The following is an 18,535-nucleotide window of genomic DNA, read 5'->3' as shown; positions in this document are numbered from 1 at the left end:
TCAGGCATCGACCTCGGCACAGAGGATGTCGGCGCTGGCCACCTTTTCGCCATCGACGGTGGCGATGCCGCAGTACAGGGTCATGTTGCGGATCTCGCGCTTGATCGTGACCTCGATGTCGAGGCGGTCGCCGGGCACGACCATGCGCGCGAAGCGTGCGTTGTCGACCTTGACCAGGTAGGACAGGCGGCCGATGTGGCTTGCGCCACCGCGCGCGAGCTGGGTCAGCAGTCCGCCGGCCTGCGCCATCGCCTCGATCACCAGCACGCCGGGCATCACCGGGCGGTCGGGGAAGTGGCCCTGGAAATAGCTTTCGTTCGCGGTCACGTTCTTGTACGCAAGCACGCGCTTGCCGTCCTCGAAGGCCACCACGCGGTCGATCAGCAGGAAGGGGTAGCGGTGCGGCAGCATCTCTCGGATGCCCTCCACGCCAATGGGAAAGCTCAGGGTGCCCGCCGTCATGTCTTCTCCTTTTCCAGCGCCTGCACCTGGCGGGCGAGCGCGTCGAGTTGCTTGAACCGCGCTGCGCTCTTGCGCCAGCTGCGGTTGTCCATGATCGGCGTCCCCGACGAGTATTCGCCGGGCACGTCGATCGAATGCGTGACCAGGGCCATCGAGGTGATCACGACCCGGTCGCAGATGGCGAGGTGGCCGAGGATGCCCGCGCCGCCACCGACCAGGCAGTAGCGGCCGATGACGGCGCTGCCGGCCACGGCGGAACACCCGGCCATGGCCGTGTGCGCGCCGATGCGGACGTTGTGTCCGATCTGGATCTGGTTGTCCAGGCGGACGTCCTCTTCGAGCACGGTGTCCTCGATGGCGCCGCGGTCGATGGTGGTGTTGGCGCCGATCTCGCAATCGTCGCCGACCAGCACGCCGCCCTGCTGCGGAACCTTGATCCAGCGCCCGGCATCCATCGCCAGGCCGAAGCCGTCGGCGCCCAGGACCGCGCCGGGGTGGACCAGGACGCGCTCGCCCAGGCGCACGCGGCGCACCAGGGTGGCGCGCGCCACCAGCCGGCTGCCGGCGCCGACCACGCAGTCCTCGCCGATGACGCAGCCAGGGCCGATGATCGCGCCGGCGCCGATGCGCGAACGCGCGCCGATGCAGGTGAACGGGCCGATCTCCGCCGACGGGTCGACCTCGGCCGAGGCATCCACCACCGCCGAGGCATGCACGCCGGCGTTGGCAACCGGTGCCGGATCGAACAGCGCCGCGATCTTCGCGAACGCCACATAGGGATCACGCGCGACCAGCAGCGTCCGCTCGAGTCCTTCGGCGTCGCCTTCGCGAACCACCACCACGCCCGCGTCCGAGCCGGCCAGCTGGCCGCGGTAGCGCGGGTTGGCGAGGAAGGACAGCTGCCGTGGGCCAGCGCCGGACAGCGTCGCGACCGAGTCGACCGCCACCCCGCCGTCACCGCGCAGGACAAGCCCGAAGCGTTCGGCCAGTGCCGCCGCCGTCTGCGTGGTGGATGCCATCGTTGCGCGCCCGAGCGGCTAGAACGCGCCGCCGAAGGTGAACTGCAGGCGCTCGAGTTCGTCGCCGTCCTGCTCGCGCAGCGGCATCGCGTAGCTGATCGAGATCGGCCCCACCGGTGCGCGCCACATCAGTGCGACACCCGCCGAAGCGCGGAGCTCGCCGGCGTCGAAGGCATCGACGTCCTTGAACACGTTGCCGAAGTCGACGAAGGCGGACACGCGCGCGGCCGGTGAATCGAACAGGGTCGGGAAGAACATTTCAAACGAGCCCACGGTCTTCACCGCGCCGCCGATGACCTGGCGGTAGCTGCTGTTCCAGGCGGCCTCGCGCGGGCCGAGGGTGTTGTCGCGGAAGCCGCGCACCGAGCGCGCGCCGCCGGCGTAGAAGTTCTCGAAGAACGGCAGGCCGTCGGCCATGGCGCTGCGGGCATCCGGCAGGTCGTCGGTGTCTTCGGGGGAATCCGGGTCGTAGACGATGCCATAACGCGCATCGCCGTAGCTGTCGCCATAGCCGAACTCGAAGCGGGTGTTGAGCACCAGCGCGCGGGAAATCTGCCAGTACTTCGAGAACTCGTAGTTGAGCTTGTAGTACTCGGCGGTGGAGCCGGGCAGGGCGACTTCCATGGACACGCGCTGCAGGGTGCCGCGCGTCGGCTGCAGGAAGTCGTTGCGGGTGTCGCGGGCCCAGCCCAGCTCGGCGCGCCAGGCGTGGAAGGTGCGCTGCCCGATCACGTCGATGTAGTCCACGATCGACTGCGGTGAACTTCCGCGCCAGGCGAAGATCTGGTTGCTGTCGATGCCGAACATCGCGGTGATGGTGTCGTGCTCGGTCAGCGGGATCCCCAGCACCATCTGCGCCGCGCGGCTGGTCGAGGAGTACTGCGCGGTGTTGTACTCGGAGTTGTCGAACTCGCGCCACCACAGGTTGTAGCCCAGCGACAGGCCGTTGTCGCTGAAGTACGGGTTCAGGTACGAGAACGAATAGCGCTGCAGGTAGACGTTGCGCTGGGCCTCGACCGAGACCCGGTTGCCGCTGCCGAGGAAGTTGTTCTGCGACAGCTGCACCGAGGTGGTCATGCCGCTGAGCTGCGAGTAGCCGACGCCGAACATGAAGCTGCCGGACGTGGTCTCGGTGACGCTGTACTCGATGTCGACCAGGTCGTTGGTGCCGGGAACCGGCTTGCTCTCGACGTTGACGCTGCCGGTTTCGAAGAAGCCCAGGCGCTGCAGGCGGACCTTGGAGCGGTCGATCGCCGCCTGCGAATACCACGCGCCCTCGAACTGCCGCATCTCGCGGCGCAGCACTTCGTCGGCGGTGCGGGCGTTGCCCTTGAACACGATCCGGCGCACGGTGACGCGCGGCCCGGGCACGACCTGCAGGTTGATGTCGACGCGGCGGTTCTCGCGGTCCACTTCCGGGATCACGTTGACCTGGGCGAAGGCGTAGCCGATGTTGCCCAGCGTGGCCGCGATCTGGTCGGAGCTGAACTCCAGCAGCGCGCGCGAGAAGGTCATCTCGGGCTTGATGAACACCAGCCGTTCGATGTCTTCCTTCGGCAGCACGGTATCGCCGGTGACCTCCACCGAATCGACCGTGTACACCTCGCCCTCGGTGAGGCCGGCGGTGATGTACATGTCGCGCTTGTCCGGGCTGATGGCGACCTGGATGTTGTCCTCGCTGAAATCGATGTAGCCGCGGTCGAGATAGAAATTGCGCAGCTTCTCGCGGTCGCCTTCGAGCTTCTCGCGCGAATACTGGTTGTCGCGTCGGTACCAGCTCAGCCAGTTGGTCTCGCCGGATTCCCAGGCGCCGGTCAGGGTTTCGTCGTCGAAGCTGTCGTTGCCCACGAGGTTGATGTGGCGGATGCTCGCCGCCTTGCCTTCGTCGACCTTGATCGTGACGTCGACGCGGTTGCGGTCCAGGGGCGAGACCGTGGGCGTGATCGCGACGTTGTACTTGCCGCGATTGTTGTACTGGCGGGTCAGCTCCTGGGTCACGCGGTCGAGCGCCAGGCGGTCGAAGGTCTCACCCTCGGCCAGGCCGATGTCGCTCAGGCCCTTGGTCAGGTCCTCGGTCTTGATGTCCTTGTTGCCGGTGAGCGTGAGCTTGTTGATCGCCGGGCGTTCGGTGACCTGGACCACCAGGATGTCGCCCTGGCGGCCCACGCTGACGTCCTCGAAGAAGCCCGTGGCGTACAGCGCGCGGATGGCAGCGCCGACGCGGCCGGAGTCGATGCTGTCGCCGCGCTCGATCGGAAGATAGGTGAACACGGTGCCGGCGCCGATGCGCTGCAGGCCGTCGACGCGGATGTCGGAGACGGTGAATGCGCCGGGGGCAAGGACCGTGGCGGGTTCGGGCGGCATGCCGAAGGCGGCCAGCGGGTCGACCGGCTGCTGGGCCCAGGCCGGCGCGGCGAGCGTCGAGGCGAGGGCGATGGCAAGCAGGCGGCGTTTCGGGAGTCGCGTCATCAATGGCGTCCGGGTCGGGCGTTTCGTGGGGGTGCGGCGCTGGGCGCGGCGGCGGTACATGCGGGCATCAGCGCACCAGTTGCAGGATGTCGTTGTAGAACGCCAGGCCCATCAGGCCTGCGAGCATGGCCATTCCGGCATATTGCCCGGCGACCATCGCGCGCTCGCTCAAGGGGCTGCCCTTGACCAACTCGATAAGGTAATACAACAGGTGACCGCCGTCCAAGATCGGGATCGGCAGCAGGTTGATGATCGCCAGGCTGAGCGAGAGCAGGGCGAGGAAATTCAGGAACCAGGCGGCGCCCATGCCGGCGGACGCGTTGGCATAGCGTGCGATGGTGATCGGGCCCGAGACGTTCTCCATCGAGGCCCGGCCGCTGGCCATGCGCCAGACCATGCCGAGGGTGTCGCGGGTGAGTCGCCAGGTTTCGGCGGCGGCCGCGGGAACCGCAGCCAGCGGGCCGTGGCGCAGGGTGGCGTCGTGGACCGCCGAGCGCGGGGTGGGCTCGATGCCCAGCGCCCAGAAGGGTTCCCGCCCCTCCGCTTCGGCCAGCGTCGGCGCGATCTCCAGCGCCAGCCGCTCGCCGTCGCGCTCGACCTCGATCATGCCTGTCCCGCCCCGGGTGCCGAGTTCCTGCACCAGCGGGCCGATGTCGGCGAAGATGTGCACCGCCACGCCGTCGATGGCGGTGATGCGGTCGCCCTCGGCGAGCACGCCCCAGGCCGCGCTATCCTCGCGCACCCGGCCCACGTCCGGCGGCAGCACGAAGGCCTGCGGCAGCAGGCCGATCGCCGGGATCGTGCGCCGGACCTCGAGGTCCGCCGGCAGCAAGGACAGGCGCAGCGTGCGGACGGCCTCGCTGCCCTGGGCGGTGCGCAGGCGCACCTCGACATCGGAGCGGTCCATGGCGGCGGTGGTCAGGGCCATGGCCGCCTCGCTCCAGGTCGGCGTAGGGCGGTCGCCGATGCTGAGCACGGTGTCGCCGCGCGCGAGGCCCGACTCCGCGGCGATGCCCTGGACCTGGCCCAGCACCGGCTGGTAGTCGGGCCGGCCGATCACGAACATCGCCCAGAGCAGGGCGAGGCACAGCAGCAGGTTGGCGATGGGTCCCGCGGCCACGATGGCGATGCGCTGCCAGACCGACTTGCGGTTGAAGGCCGCTCCGAGCTCCGACTCCGCCACATCGCCTTCGCGCTCGTCGAGCATGCGCACGTAGCCGCCCAAGGGCAGGGCGGCGACCACGTACTCGGTGCCGTCGCGGCCCATGCGCTTCCACAGCGGCCGGCCGAACCCGACCGAGAACCGCAGGACTTTCACGCCGTTGCGCCGCGCCACCCAGAAGTGGCCGAACTCGTGGAAGGTCACCAGCACGCCCAGGCTGACGATCATCCACCACACGGAACCCAGGAAGGTAGTCATTGCGTGCTCGTCAGTGGGCGTGGCGGGCGAGGGCGCGCCGGGTCGACTCGCGGGCGAGCGCGTCGGCCTCGCGCAGCGCGTCGAGGGACGCGGCGGGTCTGGCCGGCAGCGCTGCCAGCGCGTCTTCGACCAGCGCCGGAATGGACAGGAAGCCGGTGCGGCCCTGAAGGAAGGCTGAAACCGCCTCCTCGTTGGCGGCGTTGAGCACCGCCGGCGCGGTGCCGCCGGCGGCCAGGGCATCGAAGGCCAGGCGCAGGCAGGGGAAGGCCTGGGTATCCGGCGGCTCGAAGTCCAGGCGGCCGTGGGCGAGCAGGTCCAGCCCGCCGACGCCGGATTCGATGCGCCGCGGCCAGGCCAGCCCGACCGCAAGCGCGGTGCGCATGTCCGGCAGCCCGAGCTGGGCAAGGGTCGAGCCGTCGATGAACTCCACCAGCGAATGGACCAGGCTCTGCGGGTGCACCAGCACGTCGATGCGGGCCGCGGGCAGCCCGAACAGGTGGTGGGCCTCGATCACCTCCAGGCCCTTGTTCATCAGGGTGGCGGAATCGACCGAGATCTTCGGGCCCATCGACCACTTGGGGTGGGCCACGGCCTGTGCGGGTGTCACCCCCGCGAGCGACGCGCGGTCGCGGCCGCGGAACGGCCCGCCTGATGCAGTCAGCACCAGCCGGCGCACGTCCGTGCAGGTGCCATCGGGCGGCAGGCACTGGAAAATCGCGCTGTGCTCGCTGTCGATCGGGATGACCCGGGCACCGTGCTCGCGGGCGGTGGCCATGACCAGCTCGCCGGCCAGCACCAGCGACTCCTTGTTGGCGAGCAGCAGGCGCTTTCCGGCGCGTGCGGCGGCAAGCGTGGAATCCAGGCCCGCGGCGCCGACGATGGCGGCGACTACGGTGTCATTCCCTCCGTCGCCGGCAAGTCCGGTGATTGCGGCCATGCCGGCGTGGGCACGGGTGGCCAGGCCGGCCTCGCGCAGTCCGTCGCGGAGCCGGGGGTACGCGGTTTCGTCGGCGATCGCGGCGTCGTCGGGGCGATGCCGACGGCAGGCCTCGAGCAGGGCCTCGACCTTGCTGCCGGCGGCCAGCGCGCTGGCGCGCATGGCCTCCGGGTGGCGGGCGATGACGTCGAGCGCCGAGGTGCCGATCGAGCCGGTGGCGCCGAGGACGGCGACGCTGCGCATCAGAAGCCCAGCCAGATCTTGCCCAGCGCGAACACGGGCAGGGCGGCGAACACGCTGTCGAGGCGGTCCATGATGCCGCCGTGGCCGGGGATCAGGTTGCCGGAATCCTTGGCGCCGACGTGGCGCTTGAGCAGGCTTTCAAACAGGTCGCCCACGACCGAGAACAGCACAGTGAGCAGGGCCACGAGCGCCACCAAGGGCAGCGCGGGAACGCCGACGCCGATGAGCCATGCGCCCAGGGTCGCCACCAGCACGCCGCCCGCGGCACCGCCCACCAGGCCGGCCACGGTCTTGTTGGGGCTGATCCGCGGCGCCAGCTTGCGCTTGCCGAACGCACGTCCGGCGAAATAGGCACCGGTGTCGGTGGCCCAGACGGTCATCAGCACCAGCAGCAGCCAGGCGGGGCCGTCATTGTGCAGCAGGGCCAGCGCGCACCATGCCGGGACCACGGCAAAGGTTGCCGCGGCGAGCTTGAACACGCGCGCGTTGGTGTCGTGGTCGGAGGCGAAGTCGTAGTGCACCAGCCACAGCATGGCCAGCAGCCACCAGACCACGCCCAGCACCACCGCGAGCTTGAACAGCACCAGGGTGGCGGCAGTGCCGCCTGTGCCCCAGACCAGGGCCACCATCAGCAGCAGGTTCAGCACCAGCAGCGCGCTGCGCGCGAGCGAGTCCTCGATCTCGGCAAGCGCGAACCATTCCCACAGCGCGGCGAGGAAGACGATGGCCGCGGCCAGCATCATCCACGGCGTGGGCAGCAGCAGCACGGCGGCAATGGTCCCTGGCGCCATGATGAGGGCGGCAATGATTCGGATGCGGGTCATGGGGTGATGGTATCCGTGGTTGCGCCGGTGGCTACCTGTTCACCGGTGAGGCCGAAGCGGCGCTCGCGGCACGCGAAGTCGTCGAACGCCCGTTGCAGGGTCGCGGCGTCGAGGTCGGGCCACAAGAGGTCGGTGAACCAGAGTTCGGTGTAGGCGAGCTGCCAGAGCAGGAAGTTGCTGATCCGCAGGTCGCCGCCGGTGCGGATGAACAGGTCGGGCGCCGGCAGGTCGGCCAGCGCGACGCGCGCGCCCAGCGCCGCCTCGTCGATGTCCTCGGGGCGCAGGCGGCCCGAGGCGACGTCCACGGCCAGGGCACGCGCGGCGGTGGCGATGTCCTGGCGGCCGCCGTAGCTGGCCGCGATCGAAAGCGCCAGGCGGCTGTTGCCCGCGGTGAGTCCTTCGGCGGCGTCCATGCGCGCGGTGATCGCGGCGTCGAAGCGGCTGCGGTCGCCGACGAAGCGCACGCGCACGCCGCGCCGGTGGAGTTCGCCCACCTCGCGGTCAAGCGCGTTGAGGAACAGCTTCATCAGCGCGCCGACCTCGTCGGCCGGACGCCCCCAGTTCTCGCTGGAAAACGCGAACAGGGTCAGGGCCCCGACGCCGCGCTCAAGGCAGAAATCGATGCACAGGTTGACCGCGCGCGCGCCGGCGCGGTGGCCGATCATGCGCGGCCTTCGACGGCGCGCGGCCCAGCGGCCGTTGCCGTCCATGATGATGGCTACGTGGCGCGGGATGCGTGGAGTGGCGGACGGGGCGTTCATTGCGACGCCGTCAGACCGCCATCAGCTCCTGCTCCTTGGCCTTGACCACCTCATCGACGTCCTTGATGGCCTCGTCGGTGATCTTCTGGATCTCGCCCTCGACGCGGCGCTCGTCGTCCTCGCTGATCGCCTTTTCCTTCAGCAGCTCCTTGACCTGCTGGTTGGAGTCGCGGCGGATGTTGCGGATCGCCACCTTGGTGGACTCACCCTCGGCGTGGACCAGCTTGCTCAGCTCGCGGCGGCGCTCTTCGGTGAGCGCGGGCAGGTTGATGCGGATGGTGGTGCCGGCGGTGTTCGGCGTCAGGCCGAGGTCGGAGGCGAGGATCGCCTTCTCGACCGCCGCGATCATGGGCTTTTCCCAGGGCGTGATGGTGAGCGTGCGCGCATCGCTGACCCCTACCGAGGCGACCTGCGTGAGCGGCATGTCCGAGCCGTAGTAGTTGACCCTGAGGTGGTCGACCAGCGCCGTGGACGCGCGGCCGGTACGGACCTTGGTCAGGTCGTGGCGCAGCGACTCGACACTCTTCGCCATGCGCGTCTGCGTTTCCTTCTTGATCTCGTTGAGCATCGGCTGCCCGCTCCTGGTTCGCAATCGACGGATTATAGGTGAAGCAGGGCTCAGCCGCGGCCTTGGACCAGGGTGCCGATCGGCTCGCCCTTGAGGATGCGCAGCAGCTGGCCGGGCTGTTCCATGTCGAAGATCCGCAGCGGCAGGTCGCTGTCGCGGCACAGCGCGAATGCCGCGGTATCCATGACCTGCAGGTCGCGGCGGATGACCTCGTCGTACGTCAGGCGGTCGAAGCGCACGGCATCGGGATTCTTCTTCGGATCGGAGTCATACACGCCGTCGACCTTGGTCGCCTTGAGCAGCAGGTCGGCGCCGATTTCGATCGCGCGCAGCGCGGCGCCCGAGTCGGTGGTGAAGAAGGGATTGCCGGTGCCGGCGGCGAAGATCGTGAGCCGGCCTTTTTCAAGATGACGGATCGCGCGGCGACGGATGTAGTCCTCGCAGACGTCGTTGATCTTGATCGCGCTCATCACCCGGACCTTGGCGCCGAGCTTCTCCAGCGCGTCCTGCAGCGCCAGCGCGTTGATGACCGTGGCCAGCATGCCCATCTGGTCGCCGGTGACCCGGTCCATGCCGCCTGCGGCCAGGCCCGCACCGCGGAAGATGTTGCCACCGCCGACCACCAGCGCGATCTCGGCTCCCGCCTGCTGCGCCTCGATGATCTCGGCGGCGAGGCGGTGCATGATCTTGGGGTCGATGCCGTAGTCCTCGTCGCCCATCAGCGCCTCGCCGGACAGCTTGAGGAGGATGCGGCGATAGGCGAGTTGCGACATGGTGGGTCTCCGGCGGTAATCGCTGGAATTCTAGCGGAAAAAAGGCGAAGGGCCGCGGATTGCTCCGCGGCCCTTCGTGTGTTTTGTCGCAGGGTTGCCCCCACTGCCCGATGGGTGGCGGCTTTCGCCGCACCCTTGAATCAGGCCAGACCGGCCTGCTTCATCACTTCGGCGGCGTAGTCCTCGACCACCTTCTCGATGCCTTCGCCAACGGCCAGGCGCTCGAAGCGGATGACGTCGGCACCGGCGGCCTTGAGCACCTGCTCGACGCTCTTGTCGGTGTCGAGCACATAGGGCTGGCCGTACAGCGTGACCTCGTTGACGATCTTGGCGATCTTGCCGCTGATGATCTTCTCGAGGATCTCGGCCGGCTTGGCGCGGTCCTTGTCGCTCATCTTCGCCAGCTCGATTTCCTTTTCCTTGGCGAGGAAGTCGGCCGGGACGTCGGCGGCCTTGTTGTGCGGCGGGTTCATCGCCGCCACGTGCATGGCCAGGCCGCGGGCAAGCTCGGCATCGCCGCCCTTCAGCTCGATCAGCACGCCGATGCGGCCGCCGTGGACGTAACCGGCGACGGTGTCGGCGCTCTCGATCGAGACCATGCGGCGCACCTGCACGTTCTCGCCGACCTTGGAGATCAGCGCGGCGCGGGTTTCCTCGACGGTCTGGCCGTCAAGGGTCGCGGCCTTCAGGGCCTCGACGCTGTCGACGCCCAACGCGGCGGTGGCCACGGCCTCGCAGAACGCGAGGAAGTTCTCGTCCTTGGCGACGAAGTCGGTTTCGGAATTGACCTCGACCAGCGCGGCGCGATTGCCCTGCTGGGCGAGGGCGACGCGACCTTCCGCGGCGACGCGGTCGGCCTTCTTGTCGGCCTTGGCCAGGCCCGACTTGCGCAGCGCCTCGGCGGCGGCGTCGATGTTGCCGCCGGCCTCGGTGAGCGCCTTCTTGCACTCCATCATGCCGGCGCCGGTGCGCTCGCGCAGTTCCTTGACCAGGGAAGCGGTGATTTCCATTGGGGACCTCGAATCTGTGGGTTTTCAAAGTGCGCGGCCGCGCATGGTGGCGCGGCCGCGTGTCAGGCGCGTGATGCCTGGCGCGTTACTCGGCGGCTTCGGGCTTGGCCTCGGCAGCCTCGGTCTTGGCCTCTACGGCCTCGGGCTTCGCTTCGGCGGCCTCGGGCTTGGCGGCTGCGGACTTTGCCTCCGCGGCCTCGGGCTTCTTGCGGGCCGGGGCGCGGCGCGGCTTCTCGCCTTCGCCGCCTTCGCTGAACTCTTCCTCGCGCACGGTCGCGGCGCTCGGCGCGGCGGCCTTGCCCTCGAGCACGGCGTCGGCCGCGGCGCGGGCGTACAGCTGAACGGCGCGGATGGCGTCGTCGTTGCCGGGGATGGCGTAGTCGACCAGGTTGGGGTCGTAGTTGGTGTCGACGACCGCGATCACCGGGATGCCGAGCTTCTTGGCTTCCTTGATGGCGATGTCTTCATGGCCGATGTCGATCACGAACAGCGCGTCGGGCAGGCGGTTCATTTCCTTGATGCCGCCCAGCGAGGCCTCGAGCTTGTCGCGCTCGCGGCGCAGGCCCAGGACTTCGTGCTTGACCAGCTTTTCAAAGCTGCCGTCGGTCTCGCCGGCTTCCAGCGTCTTCAGGCGCGAGACCGAGCCCTTCACGGTGCGGAAGTTGGTCAGCGTGCCGCCAAGCCAGCGCTGGGTCATGTACGGCATGCCGCAGCGCTCGGCCTCTTCCTTCATCGGCTCGCGCGCGCTGCGCTTGGTGCCGAGGAACAGGATGATGCCGCGCTTCTGCGCGATGCCCGAGATGAAGTTCATCGCGTCCGAGAATAGCGGGACGGTCTTTTCAAGGTTGATGATGTGGATCTTGCCGCGGGCACCGAAGATGTACGGCGCCATCTTGGGATTCCAGTAGCGCGTCTGGTGGCCGAAGTGGACGCCGGCTTCCAGCATCTGGCGCATGGTGATCTGGGACATTGTGGTCATTCCTGATGGGGAACCCGGCCGCCGGAAGGGTAGGGGCGGCTTGCCTGCACGATGGCAGGCGATGGGTTCCGGGGTTGGGCCTCCCTGCTGCGTCCGTCTCCGAATCCGGCGTCGCGGGGCCTTGCGGCCCTGCTGCGCTGGACACCCCGGGACGGGCTGTTGCGGCAGGTGTGTATTCGACGGTGTCGCCCGTCGTGGGCGATTCCCGGCCGGAGCCCGGCCTGGGAACCCGCTGATACTAGCCTGCGACCCCTCCCGGGGCAAGTTTCAGGCGGCGGCGCGCGGGATCGGCGATAATCGCGGCCATGATTACTCCCAAGACCCCAGACCAGATCGAGAAGATGCGCATCGCCGGCCACCTGGCCGCCGAGGTCCTGCAGATGATCGCCCCGCACGTGAAGCCCGGCGTCAGCACCGAGGAGCTCGACCGCATCTGCCACGAGCACATCGTCAATGTGCAGCAGGGCACGCCGGCCAACGTCGGCTACCGCGGCTATCCCAAGGCCACCTGCATTTCGGTCAACAACGTCATCTGCCACGGCATCCCGAACGAGGCCAAGGTGTTGAAGGACGGCGACATCGTCAACATCGACGTCACCGTCATCAAGGACGGCTGGCACGGCGACACCAGCCGCATGTACTTCGCCGGCACGCCGTCGGTGATGGCCAGGCGCCTGGTGGAGGTGACCCGCGAAGCCATGTTCCGCGGCATCCGCGCGGTGCGGCCGGGCGCCACGCTCGGCGATGTCGGGCATGCGATCCAGACCTACGCCGAGGCCGAACGCTTCAGCGTGGTGCGCGAGTACTGCGGCCATGGCATCGGCAAGGTCTACCACGAGGAACCGCAGGTGCTGCACTACGGCCGCCCGGGCGAGGGCCTGGTGCTGGAGGAGGGCATGACCTTCACCATCGAGCCGATGATCAACGAGGGCGCGCGCCACACCCGCCTGCTGCCCGACGGCTGGACCGTGGTCACCAAGGACCGCAAGCTCTCGGCGCAGTGGGAGCACATGGTCGCGGTGACCGCCGACGGCGTCGACGTCCTCACGCGCCTGCCCGGCGACGACAACGACTTCTGACGTGGACACGGCTGCGCCAGCTGACGCCCCCGGGCGCATGGGCGTTGCCGGTGACGCGGGCTGGGCGCAGGAGCGCCGCGACGCGCTGCTTGTGATCGACGAAGCCCTGGCAGGGCGGTTCGATCGTGGTGCCGACGCCGTGCACCTGGCCGCCGAGCGCGCGCGCGCGGTCGACCTGATCGTCGCCGCGGCCTGGCGGCGCTGCGAGCCGGCTCCGCTGGACGCCACGCACGCACCGGGCATGGCGCTGTTCGCGGTCGGCGGCTACGGCCGCGGCGAGCTGTTCCCGCATTCCGACATCGACCTGCTGGTGCTGGTGGACGTGGAGCCTGAAGCCGACGCGGCCGGCGGCACCGCGCTGTCGCGCTTCTTCGCGCTGCTCTGGGACTGCGGCCTGCCGGCGAGCCATTCGGTACGCACGCCCGAGCAGTGCACCGCTGCGGCGGTCGATATTTCCGTGATGACCGCGCTGCTCGAAGCGCGGCCTGTGGTGGCCGGCGACGACGCGCGCCTGGCGCTGTCGAGGGCCATCGCGCCCGACCGGGCCTGGCCGGCGCGCGACTTCTTCGTCGCCAAGTCGGAAGAAAAGGATCGCCGGCACGCGCGCTTCGGTGACACCTCGGACAACCTCGAGCCGAACCTGAAGGAAGGCCCCGGCGGCCTGCGCGACCTGCAGACCCTGGGCTGGATGGCGCGCCGCGCCTTCGGCACCCACGAGCTCGAGCCGCTGGTCGCGCTGGGCCACGTCGGCGCCGACGAGGCCGCCGCGCTCGACCGCGAGCATCGTGCGCTGGCCCGGCTGCGCTACGGCCTGCACCTGGTCGCCGGCCGCGGCGAGGACCGCCTCAGGTTCGACCACCAGAAGCCGCTGGCCGCGCGCCTGGGCTTCGCCGACGACGCCCGCAACCTGGGCGTCGAGCAGATGATGCAGGGCTTCTACCGCAGCGCCGCGGTGGTGCGCCGGATCGGCGACCGGCTGCAGCAGCGCTTCGAGGAGCACTTCGACGGCACCGCGGTGCCGGAGCCGGTCGACGCGGACTTCGAGCTGCGCCGGGGCTATCTTGCCGCGCGCGACCACGACTGGCCGCATGGCGACGTGGGTGAAGTGTTCGCGCTGTTCGCGGCCTGGGCGCGGCTGGGCGAACTCCGCGGCCTGCATACGCACACCGCACGCGCGCTCGCCGAAGCGCTGGACGGACTGCCCGCGCATACCGCCGCCGCGCTGGCGCAGCGCGAGGCGTTCATGGGCCTGCTGCGCGGACCGTCGCCGGTGCGCACGCTCGAGCGCATGGCCCGCCTCGGGGTGCTCGGGCGCTGGATCCCGGCCTTCGCCCAGGTGTCGGGGCGGATGCAGTTCGACCTGTTCCACGTCTATACCGTCGACCAGCACACGCTGGCGGTGCTGCGCAACCTGGCCGCGTTCGCGACCGGCGTGCCCGACCAGCGCTTTTCGCAGGCGCACGCGGTGTATCCGACCCTGCACAAGCCCGAACTGCTGCTGCTGGCGGGCCTGTTCCACGACATCGCCAAGGGCCGCGGCGGCGACCATTCCGAACTGGGTGCGGTGGATGCGCGCGCCTTCTGCGAGGCGCACGGCCTGGACGAACCCGACACCGCGCTGGTGGAGTGGCTGGTGCTGCGCCACCTGCTGATGTCGGTGACCGCGCAGAAGCAGGACATCGCCGATCCGGCGGTGATCCATCGCTTCGCCGGCGAGGTCGCCGATCGCGAGCGCCTCGACTACCTGTACCTGCTGACCTGCGCCGACATCGCCGGCACCTCGCCCAAGCTGTGGAACGCGTGGAAGGACCGGCTGCTGGCCGACCTGCGCAACGCCACCCGCCTGGCCCTGCGCCGGGGCCTGGAGCATCCGGTCGCGGCCGCCGAGCGCATCGCGGGGACCCGCGCCGCGGCGGCGTCGCTGCTCGCCGACAAGGGCATCGACCCGGCGGATGCGGACGCGCTGCTCGGGCGCTTCCCGGCCAACAGCTTCCTGCGCGCGCGGGCCGAGCAGATCGCGTGGCAGGCGCTGGCCCTGCACGAGTCGGCGGCGGCAGGCGAGGTCGCTGGACGGCCGGTGGTGAAGGCAAGGCGGGTGGCCGCCGGCAGCCCGGCGATGGAGGTTTTCGTGCAGGACGCGGACCGCGACGGCCTGTTCGCGGCGATCGTGGTCACGCTCGACCGGCTGGGCCTGGCGATCCAGCAGGCGCGGGCGATCGACGGGCCGGGCGGCGGGGTATTCGACAGTTTCCAGGTGCTGCCGGAAGACGCGCGCGCCGACTGCGAGCCGCGGATGGTCGCGCGCAAGCTGGCCGCGGTGCTGGCGGGACCGCTCGACCGGGTGCGTCCGGCGCAGCGCACGCTGCCGCGGCACCTGCGCCATTTCCGCATCGTGCCGCAGGTCGAATTCGCGCCCAGCGCCGACGGCTCCGCCACCGTGCTGAGCCTGGTGTGCACCGACCGCCCGGGGCTGCTGGCCGACGTTGCGCACGTCCTGCGCAGCCAGGACCTGCGCGTGCATGACGCGCGCATCGCAACCTTCGGTGCGCGCGCCGAAGACGTGTTCCGGGTGACCGGCGAAGACAAGCAACCGCTGGACGAGGCGGCGTGCGCGCGACTGCGCAGCGCCTTGCTGGCAAGGATCGACGGAGAAGCAGGTAGATGAGCACCAGGAAGAAGCCCGCCGTGAAGAAGCCGGTGGAGAGGAAGGCGGTGTCGAAGACTGCAGCAAAGAAGGTTGCAGCAAAGAAGGTTGCAGCAAAGAAGGTTGCCGTGAAGAAGGCCGCGGTGAAGAAGGCTGCTGCCGGCGTCGTCGTCGCGAAGACGGCATCGGCGCGGAAGCTGGCGGCAGGCAAGCTTGCCGCGGCCGGGGTTCCGGCCGCGCCGCACAACGGCCCCGACCAGGAGCTCGCTTTCATGATCGACAGCGCCTGGCACCGGCGCTCGACCCTGACCCCGGAGGAGATCGAAGGCTCCACGCGGCCGCTGGTCGAACGCGCCATCGAAGGCCTTGAGGAGGGTCGCCTGCGCGTGGCCGAGCCCGACGGCGCCGGCGGCTGGACGGTCAACGAGTGGTTGAAGAAGGCGGTCCTGCTGTATTTCCGCGTGCAGGAAATGGAGGCGGGCGAGCAGTATCCGGCGCCCTACTGGGACAAGATCCCGATGCGCTTCGCCGACTTCGACGAGGCTGCCTTCCGCAAGCTTGGCGCCCGCGTCCTGCCCGGTGCGATCGCTCGCCGCGGTGCCCACGTCGGCCGTGACGTGGTGCTGATGCCGTCGTTCGTGAACATCGGCGCCTGGATCGGCGAAGGCACCATGGTCGACACCTGGGCCACGGTCGGCTCCTGCGCCCAGGTGGGCAGCCACTGCCACATTTCCGGCGGCGCCGGCATCGGCGGCGTGCTCGAGCCGCTGCAGGCCTCGCCGACGATCATCGAGGACCATTGCTTCATCGGCGCGCGCTCGGAAGTGGTGGAGGGCGTGATCGTCGGCCACCACAGCGTGATCGGGATGGGCGTGTTCCTGGGACAGTCCACGCGCATCTACAACCGCATGACCGGCGAGACCAGCTACGGCGTGGTGCCGCCGGGCAGCGTGGTGGTGGCGGGTTCGCTGCCGGCCTCCGACGGCACGCACTCGCTGTACTGCGCGGTGATCGTGAAGCAGGTGGACGCGAAGACCCGCTCCAAGACCTCGGTCAACGAGCTGCTGCGCGGCCACGCGCTCTGAAGCGGGGAACGATGATGACGACCCTGTATGGACTGAACAATTGCGACACCTGCCGGAAGGCGCGGAAGTGGCTGGACCGCTTCGGCATCGCGCATGGGTTCGTCGACTACCGCGACGACAGGCCCGGGCCCGACACCCTGGTCGAATGGGCCGGCAAGCTCGGTGGCTTCGAGGCCATGGTCAACAAGTCGTCCACCACCTGGCGCCAGCTGCCGGACAACCGCAAGGCGGCCGGGTCGGACGCCGAATGGAAGCTGCTGCTGCGCGAGTATCCGCAGCTGGTCCGTCGGCCGGTGGTGGTCACCGATGATGGCGTCACGAGCCAGGGCTTCAGCGACAACGGCTTCAAGAAGCGTTTCGGTACCGGCGAATGAGCGAGGTGCTGGCGCTGGCCCGCGAACTGATGGCGCGGCCTTCGGTGACGCCCGATGACGCCGGCTGCCAGCGATTGATCGCCGGCCGCCTGGAGCGTGCCGGCTTCGCCTGCGAGTCGCTTGGCCATGGCGAGGTCGACAACCTCTGGGCCAGCCACGGCAGCGGCGATCCGGTGCTGGTGCTGCTCGGCCACACCGACGTGGTGCAGCCAGGGCCGCGCGAGGCCTGGGCCAGCGATCCCTTCGTTCCCGAAGTCCGCGACGGCGTGCTCTACGGGCGCGGTGCCGCCGACATGAAGGGCAGCGTGGCCGCGTTCGTGGTGGCGCTGGAGCAGTACGTGGCCGCGAACCCGGACCACGCGGGCACGGTTGCCCTGCTGCTGACTTCGGACGAGGAGGGCGATGCCATCGACGGCGTGCGCCGCGTTGCCGACGGGTTCCGGAGGCGCGGCCAGCGCATCGACTGGTGCATCACCGGGGAGCCTTCATCGACGCATCGCCTGGGCGACCTGCTGCGCGTCGGCCGCCGTGGCTCGCTGTCGGCCGCGCTCACCGTGCACGGCGTGCAAGGGCACGTCGCCTATCCGGACAAGGCGCGAAATCCCGTGCACGACGCCCTGCCGGCGCTGGCCGAGCTGGTGGCCCGACGCTGGGACGATGGCTACGAGACCTTCCCGCCGACCAGCCTGCAGGTCAGCAACATCGCCGCGGGCACGGGAGCGACCAACGTCATCCCCGGCAGCCTGCGCGTGGACTTCAACCTCCGCTACAACCCGAACTGGGACGCGCCACGACTGGAGTCGGAGATCGAGTCGATGCTCGCGCGCCACGGCCTGGACTTCGCCATCCGCTGGCACCGCAGCGGCGAGCCCTTCTTCACCCCGGAAGGACCGCTGCGCGCCGCCGCCCGCGAGGTGCTTGCCGGCGTGGCCGGCGCGCCGCCTGAAGAGAGCACCGGCGGCGGCACCTCGGATGCGCGCTTCATCGCGCCGCTGGGCGCGCAGTGCATCGAGGTCGGGCCGGTGAACGCCAGCATCCACAAGGTCGACGAGAATGTCTCCGTCGCCGACCTGGAGGCGCTGCCCGGGCTCTACCTGGCGCTGATCGAGCGGCTCATCCCGCGCTGACCGGCGCGCCGGCCTGCCGCAGCTGCGGTGGCCGGCGCCGTAGGACGGTGGACGGGACTAGCGCTGGCCGTTGCCCTTGCCCCGGCCGTTGTCCTTGCCCTTGCCTTTATTCCCGTTGTTGCCGCTGTTGCCCTTGGCGGGCTTGGCTCCGTGGCCGGAATTGCCGCGGCCGTGCTCGTTGCGCTGGCCATTGCCGCGCGCGCCTTTTCCGTCGCGGGCCTGGCCCGGCCCGGAGCGCGACCAGTCGACGCGGACCGGGCGGTCAACCACGATCGATTGCCCCCACCGGCCATAGGTGTCGACCTGTCCGCGCTTGAGCGCGTGGAAGGCCGCCGAGCCGGGCTTGATGCCCATGCGCTTGGCGACGGCGCCCCAGCCCTGGCCGGGGTTGCGCTCGTATTCGCGGACCACGTTGCTGCAGGGCACGCCCAGGGCGTGCGCGATGGCGCATGCGTAGTAGACGTCGCCAGGCGCCCAGCCGCGGCCGTCGAGCAGGTCGACCAGCAGCGGGCGCGGCGCGCCGTAGTACCCGGTCATCTCGTCGAGGAAGGGATCGCGGTGGTGGCGGCCGTAGTCGTTGATCTCGCCCAGGCGCGAATCCACCCAGACATCGCCGGTCCGGGTGTTGTAGCCGATGGTCTGGGCGGACGCGCTCGCGGCCAAGCCGAGGCCGAGGGCGAGCGCGAGGATGCGGAGTCCATTGTGCGTGGCCATGGATGCTGCTCCTGGATGGGGACCTTGGCGGATTGTGGCCGTTTGCG

The 18,535-nt window shown here is 69.7% G+C and carries 17 protein-coding genes; 5 read left to right on the top strand and 12 right to left on the bottom strand.

The genetic code is table 11. The annotated features are described in order from the left end of the window. The 11 genes from fabZ to rpsB all read right to left on the bottom strand — a co-directional run bounded on the left by fabZ (position 1) and on the right by rpsB (position 11,456). Positions 1 to 462 (bottom strand): 3-hydroxyacyl-ACP dehydratase FabZ, encoded by a 462-nt coding sequence (gene fabZ / locus WCD84_RS09245; RefSeq protein ID WP_343255272.1) that lies wholly within the window; start codon positions 460 to 462, stop codon positions 1 to 3. Then, positions 459 to 1,481, bottom strand: coding sequence for a UDP-3-O-(3-hydroxymyristoyl)glucosamine N-acyltransferase (gene lpxD, locus WCD84_RS09240; RefSeq protein ID WP_343255271.1), 1,023 nt, complete (start codon positions 1,479 to 1,481; stop codon positions 459 to 461). The genes fabZ and lpxD overlap by 4 nt, the downstream gene beginning before the upstream one ends. An 18-nt stretch (positions 1,482 to 1,499) precedes the next feature. Continuing rightward, a complete protein-coding gene (gene bamA / locus WCD84_RS09235; RefSeq protein ID WP_343255270.1) occupies positions 1,500 to 3,950 on the bottom strand; it encodes an outer membrane protein assembly factor BamA in 2,451 nt (816 codons plus the stop codon). Positions 3,951 to 4,017: 67 nt separating this feature from the next. Then, entirely contained in the window at positions 4,018 to 5,370 is a 1,353-nt protein-coding gene (gene rseP, locus WCD84_RS09230) for an RIP metalloprotease RseP (RefSeq protein WP_343281165.1), read from the bottom strand. A 10-nt stretch (positions 5,371 to 5,380) separates the two neighbouring features. Then, positions 5,381 to 6,565, bottom strand: coding sequence for a 1-deoxy-D-xylulose-5-phosphate reductoisomerase (locus tag WCD84_RS09225; RefSeq protein WP_343281187.1), 1,185 nt, complete (start codon positions 6,563 to 6,565; stop codon positions 5,381 to 5,383). Continuing rightward, positions 6,550 to 7,374 (bottom strand): phosphatidate cytidylyltransferase, encoded by an 825-nt coding sequence (locus WCD84_RS09220; RefSeq protein ID WP_343255268.1) that lies wholly within the window; start codon positions 7,372 to 7,374, stop codon positions 6,550 to 6,552. Before WCD84_RS09220 ends, WCD84_RS09225 begins: the two co-directional genes overlap by 16 nt. Continuing rightward, positions 7,371 to 8,135: a polyprenyl diphosphate synthase gene (gene uppS / locus WCD84_RS09215; RefSeq protein WP_343255267.1), complete on the bottom strand. Its 765-nt coding sequence runs from the start codon at positions 8,133 to 8,135 to the stop codon at positions 7,371 to 7,373. Before uppS ends, WCD84_RS09220 begins: the two co-directional genes overlap by 4 nt. Positions 8,136 to 8,145: 10 nt before the next feature. Further along, positions 8,146 to 8,703, bottom strand: coding sequence for a ribosome recycling factor (gene frr, locus WCD84_RS09210; protein ID WP_343255266.1), 558 nt, complete (start codon positions 8,701 to 8,703; stop codon positions 8,146 to 8,148). 50 nt (positions 8,704 to 8,753) lie between these two features. After that, positions 8,754 to 9,476: a UMP kinase gene (gene pyrH, locus WCD84_RS09205; protein WP_343255265.1), complete on the bottom strand. Its 723-nt coding sequence runs from the start codon at positions 9,474 to 9,476 to the stop codon at positions 8,754 to 8,756. A 140-nt stretch (positions 9,477 to 9,616) separates the two neighbouring features. Next, positions 9,617 to 10,486: a translation elongation factor Ts gene (gene tsf, locus WCD84_RS09200; protein ID WP_343281164.1), complete on the bottom strand. Its 870-nt coding sequence runs from the start codon at positions 10,484 to 10,486 to the stop codon at positions 9,617 to 9,619. An 85-nt stretch (positions 10,487 to 10,571) separates the two neighbouring features. Beyond that, entirely contained in the window at positions 10,572 to 11,456 is an 885-nt protein-coding gene (rpsB, locus tag WCD84_RS09195; protein ID WP_343281163.1) for a 30S ribosomal protein S2, read from the bottom strand. A 314-nt stretch (positions 11,457 to 11,770) separates the two neighbouring features. Here rpsB and map point away from each other — a divergent pair, with 314 nt between their 5' ends. Genes map through dapE form a run of 5 tightly spaced genes read left to right on the top strand, consistent with a single transcriptional unit; the run spans position 11,771 to position 17,774 of the window. After that, positions 11,771 to 12,544, top strand: coding sequence for a type I methionyl aminopeptidase (gene map, locus WCD84_RS09190; RefSeq protein WP_343281162.1), 774 nt, complete (start codon positions 11,771 to 11,773; stop codon positions 12,542 to 12,544). Between the two features lie 37 nt (positions 12,545 to 12,581). Beyond that, positions 12,582 to 15,209, top strand: coding sequence for a [protein-PII] uridylyltransferase (glnD, locus tag WCD84_RS09185; protein WP_343281186.1), 2,628 nt, complete (start codon positions 12,582 to 12,584; stop codon positions 15,207 to 15,209). Then, a complete protein-coding gene (gene dapD / locus WCD84_RS09180; protein WP_343281161.1) occupies positions 15,206 to 16,273 on the top strand; it encodes a 2,3,4,5-tetrahydropyridine-2,6-dicarboxylate N-succinyltransferase in 1,068 nt (355 codons plus the stop codon). Before glnD ends, dapD begins: the two co-directional genes overlap by 4 nt. Before the next feature lie 14 nt (positions 16,274 to 16,287). Continuing rightward, on the top strand, positions 16,288 to 16,647 hold the full coding sequence (locus WCD84_RS09175) for an arsenate reductase (protein ID WP_343255303.1): 360 nt from the start codon (positions 16,288 to 16,290) through the stop codon (positions 16,645 to 16,647). Beyond that, positions 16,644 to 17,774, top strand: a complete 1,131-nt coding sequence (gene dapE / locus WCD84_RS09170; protein ID WP_343281160.1) for a succinyl-diaminopimelate desuccinylase — start codon at positions 16,644 to 16,646, stop codon at positions 17,772 to 17,774. Before WCD84_RS09175 ends, dapE begins: the two co-directional genes overlap by 4 nt. A 57-nt stretch (positions 17,775 to 17,831) precedes the next feature. Here the strand turns inward: dapE and WCD84_RS09165 are convergent, their stop codons facing one another. Further along, positions 17,832 to 18,488 (bottom strand): hypothetical protein, encoded by a 657-nt coding sequence (locus WCD84_RS09165; protein ID WP_343255259.1) that lies wholly within the window; start codon positions 18,486 to 18,488, stop codon positions 17,832 to 17,834. Positions 18,489 to 18,535: the final 47 nt, after the last annotated feature.

The sequence above is a fragment of the Luteimonas changyuni genome (assembly GCF_039548395.1).
Classification (GTDB): Bacteria; Pseudomonadota; Gammaproteobacteria; order Xanthomonadales; family Xanthomonadaceae; genus Luteimonas.
The sequence above is the reverse complement of the archived record's forward strand: the minus strand, read 5'-3'. Positions and strand labels throughout refer to the sequence as shown.